Origin of the sequence: Nonlabens dokdonensis (genome assembly GCF_002162835.1) — a bacterium.
In the GTDB taxonomy this organism is placed as follows: Bacteria; Bacteroidota; Bacteroidia; order Flavobacteriales; family Flavobacteriaceae; genus Nonlabens; species Nonlabens dokdonensis_B.
In genome coordinates, this window is record NZ_MAAX01000121.1 from 1 (window position 1) to 4,892 (window position 4,892).

The 4,892-nt window shown below is 38.3% G+C and carries 1 protein-coding gene; it reads left to right on the forward strand.

What is annotated here, in order from left to right; translation table 11 throughout:
- Window positions 1-4,892: hypothetical protein (locus A9Q93_RS08240; RefSeq protein WP_303686910.1), on the forward strand; the 4,892-nt coding region annotated here is incomplete at both ends.

Below are 4,892 nucleotides of genomic sequence, written 5' to 3' on the forward strand. Positions count from 1 at the left end.
CTACTTGTCAAGCTCCTATAGATTTAGTATTAGGTGCTTATTCAAATAATGAAATTACATTCTCATGGACTTCTATTGATACGGAGACTATGTGGTATGTGGAGTATGTTAATATTACATTGAGTGAAACTCAATCAGGTATTGCTGATGACAGTACAACTTCTACTTCTTATACAGCAATTAACTTAGATGCTAACTCTGAATACGAGCTTTATGTAAGCGCTGCTTGTGGTGGTGCAGATGGAAATTCTGACTGGTCTGGACCTGTTACAATTACTACATTATGTAATCCTGTAGCTATGCCATTAACTGAACCATTCAACACCTGGGTACCGGAATGTTTTGATGTAGACAATGGTGATGGAGATTGGATTCCTCATGTTTCCGGTGGTGACACGATAGCTGCCAGAGCTAGAAATTCCTGGCCTAACTGGGCAAGTCACAGGCATTTGCAAACACCTATGATTAACATAGCTCAACAGGCTTTGTTGACATTCAATTGGTCTCACGATGATTCAAATAATGATACTTTAAAAGTAAGATTGTCGGATGACGCAGGTATAACCTGGAACACTATTTGGAGCATAACAGAAGATGACTTCGAATCGAATGATGGTGCTGGATTCAACTCACCAGGATCTTATAAAGAAGAATTTCTTTTGATAGACAACTCCTATGTTGGATCTGATGTAATAATAGACTTTGACTATGCATCTAAATCAAACACTACAAATGACGCAGTATTTATCGATTCAGTTTCGGTAACTGCTTTACCTCCATGTAATATACCTTATGACTTAGCTGTTGATTCGGTAGGAACTACTACTGTGGATATGTCATTTACAATTGCAGGAACGGGCGCAACTTTATATGAAATCGAAGTAATTGAAGGTCTTGATACCATTACTGGTGTTGCTACTAACACTGCTTCAGGTGCTCCTTTCCAAATTACAGGTTTAACTCCTGGGACAAATCACACTGTTTATGTAAGAACACTATGTGGTACAGATTCAACAGTATGGGTTGGACCAATTACTTTCACTACTGTTTGTGCTCCTGTAGTTGATTACGCTACAAGTTTCGAAGGATACAACTACTTAGACGTTCCTAACTGTTGGAATTTCATTGATAGTACTAGTTCTCCCTGGTCGTATATAAGACTTTTCAACAGTGCTTCTTCCGCAAACACAGGTATGGGTTATATTAGATATTACCATCCTAGTAGTGCTGCTGATGCTTCAATAGCATACCAATTTACTGTCTTACCTGAATTGACTACAGTTTCTACACAAGATCATCGATTGAGATTCTATGCGAAAGAATTTAATAATGATGGGAATACAATAGTTGTTGGTACAATGTCTGATCCAACGGATATCAATACATTTACCGCATTGGACTCTGTCTCACTGACTACTCAATATGTTCAGTATTCAATAAACTTCGATTCATACACAGGTACAGATACGTATGTAGCTATCCAAAACATTCCTGGTTCTGGCGCTGGTTCTGAATACACTTTCCTGGATGATATTGAGTGGCATGAGATTCCAAACTGTTTCCCTCCATCTACAGTAACAATCGACTCTACGTCAACTACAACTATTTCTGTCTCTATAGATTCAGTAGGAACGTTTGGTGCAGAGTGGCTCATCGAACTGGTGGATGTTACTGGAACAAATCCTACGGTACTGGATACAGCATATAGTACTTCTTTCACTGTTGATGGATTGATGCCTTCTACAGTTTATGAAATGTCTATTTCAACAAACTGTTCGGATGCGATTAGTGAAAGTACTTCTATAGAAGTACAAACTGATTGTGCACCAATTGGCGACTTCTTCAATGGATTTGAAGACCTAAATGCTGGTGCAGATACTTCACTTTGTTGGGATTATTTGATGTCATCTACATCTCAATGGGCTTATATTAGAGTGTTTAATTCTAATTTTTCTTCTTGTGAAGGGTCTAAATATGTCCGTATGTACAACCAAGCTGATCCTAATGCTGAGTTGTTAATGATTACACCAGAATTAAACAATATCACTGCTGGGACTAATTTATTTACTTTCTCGGCTAGATCTTCTTGGGGAGACTCTCCGTTTGAAGTTGGTACCATTACAGATGCTAGTGATCCAAGTACCTTTACATCAATGTATTCTGGTGTAGTAAATAATTCTTGTGACTCTATCACTGTTCCTTTCCTTTCATATACCGGAACGGATACGCGTATCGCAATTAAATTTACTCCACTCACTACCTATGACTATTTATACGTGGATAAGGTTAAATGGGGACCAGGACCTGACTGTGCTATGCCTGTTGGATTTACAACTACTGAAATATTAGATACTCAAGCTACTTTAGACTGGTTAAATGTAAGTCCGGATACTGTATGGCATATTGAATTGGTAGATGTTTTGGATACTTTAGATGTATATGATAGTATTCCTACAGATACAGCTTTTGCTCATCCATATACGCTAACAGGATTGACTGAGAATACAATTTATGATGTATACTTATCTAATCCTTGTGATACAACATACAATGCTATTTCATTTACATTTGTTACTCCTTGGGGTAATAATCTTGGAATTAATGCGATCCTTTCACCAGCAACAAGTGCATGTAATACAAGTGATTCTTCTCAAATAGAAATAGAAATAGAAAACTTTGGTGGTATAGCCGCTACTGGATTCCCAGTTGAATTAAGCTGGGATGATTCTATCTACTTCAATGCAGGAACATTCAATGATACCATTCTACCTGGAGAAACAGCTACCTTCATCTTAGATGGATACTATGATTTCTCAACAGCTGTTGACTCTGCATTCTTTGTTAAAACAGCTTTAGCAGGTGATTCATTAGCAGCAAATGATACGTTAGGATCTACGGTAACTAACCTGGGTACTACATGGGTAAACCTGACTGTAAATACAGCTACTGCCGGATATCAAGTTGGATGGGAAATTGTTGACACGCTTAACAACCTAACGGTTGCTTCAGGTGGTGATATCAACGGATCTGGTAACTTGTGGAGCAATACAACCTACAACTACGACGTTTGTCTCTATCCTAATTTTGGATATTCTATGGATGCATATGATGAAGGCGGTACAGGATGGCAAGGTGGAACTTACGCGATTACTCGTTGTGGTGGTATTCTAATCGCTAATAATGATGGTAATGCTGTTGACAACGGTTATGATTCCACCCTCGCCTGGAATGTATGGGAATTGGAATCTCAAGAATTCTTTGTTGTAGAGCCATGTCCTGATTATGATTTAGCGGTAACTTCTATTGATTCATTGGAAACTTCTTGTGGACTTGGAATGGAAACAGGTTACGTGAAAATCATGAACTATGGTAACTTGGATGTAGCTGCTAATGGCGCAACTGCTCAATACCAATTCAACAACAGTGGATTGTGGATTGATTTCTGGAATTTCGATTCAGGATTAGCATCTCAAACTGATACCTTGTACCAATTACCGGATATTGACATGAGTCTTGCAGGTACCTATACTATTGCAATTCAAATAGTGTTTACACAAGATCAAGATCTTTCAAGCAACAACTTATCTTTTGAGTTAAATAGTTTACCAACGTTGACTGCAGATAGTGCTACATTTGAAATGGATAATGGACACTGGTACAGTGTAATCAACAGTGGAGTAAGTGATTCTTGGGAATGGGGGACCCCTACTACCTCCAATATTGGAAACAATAACGACGGTAAAGTATGGGCTACTAACCTAACAGGAAATGCTGCATTGAATGAATACAGTTATTTATATTCTCCATGTTATGATTTCTCTGACTATACAGAACCTGCTGAAGTATCATTCGATTATATAAGACCTGGTTCTTCACATTCATACCGTCTTCAACGATCTTTTGATGGAGGGGATACCTGGTTTACCTGGTCTTCATGGTCACAAGTTCCTTTGAACAACACGAATGACTGGACAAACCACACATTATTAATGGGTAATGCACCTGGTGAATCAAGTTGTATCTTTAGATGGCGTTATATAGGATATTCCTGGCAAGCTGCAGCTGAAGGTTTCGCATTCGATAACTGGGAAGTAAAAGAACACGTGGAGTATGATGTCTCTTCATTGTCTGACCTTGAAGTAAATAATACTACGGTTTCTACTCCTGTAACATTTGATCCTGCTGTATTCGATTATACGTATGAAGTACCTTACGGTTCTACAAGCTATAATGTATCAGCAACTGCTACTGGTCCAATCATTACAAGTCTTACAATTGATCAGGCTGGGTCTCTACCAGATACTGCATTTGTAACTGTTGTAGCTGAAGATGACTCTATATCAAGTGTTTATTCAGTATACATTACTGAAGGTCCAGCTGCTACTGATGCAACACTTTTTGCTTTAAGTGTAAGTAACAGTTCAGTCCCTGGATTTAACCCAGATACATTGTGTTATACTATTACCTATCCATTTGGTTCAACATTTACACCATCAGTTATTGCGACAACAACTGATCCAAATGCAACAGCTGTAGTAACCAATGTTAGTATCCCTGGTACTGCTACTATTGTAGTAACTGCTGAGGACGGTATTACTGTAAATACGTACTGTATCAACTACGAGGTGGAGACATTGTCTACTAACGCGTTTTTATCTGATATCCTGTTGGATGGAGTATCCATTACAGGTTTCGCTGCGAATACTTATACGTATTATGTAGAGCTACCTAATGGTACTGCTTCAATCCCAATGGTTACATATACTACGGCTGATGCTAATGCTATGGTTAACTATGCTGCAGCAACTTTACCGTTGACAGATACTGCTACTATTGAAGTAACTGCTCAGGATGGTATAACTATGTTGACGTATTATGTAATCTTTACAGAG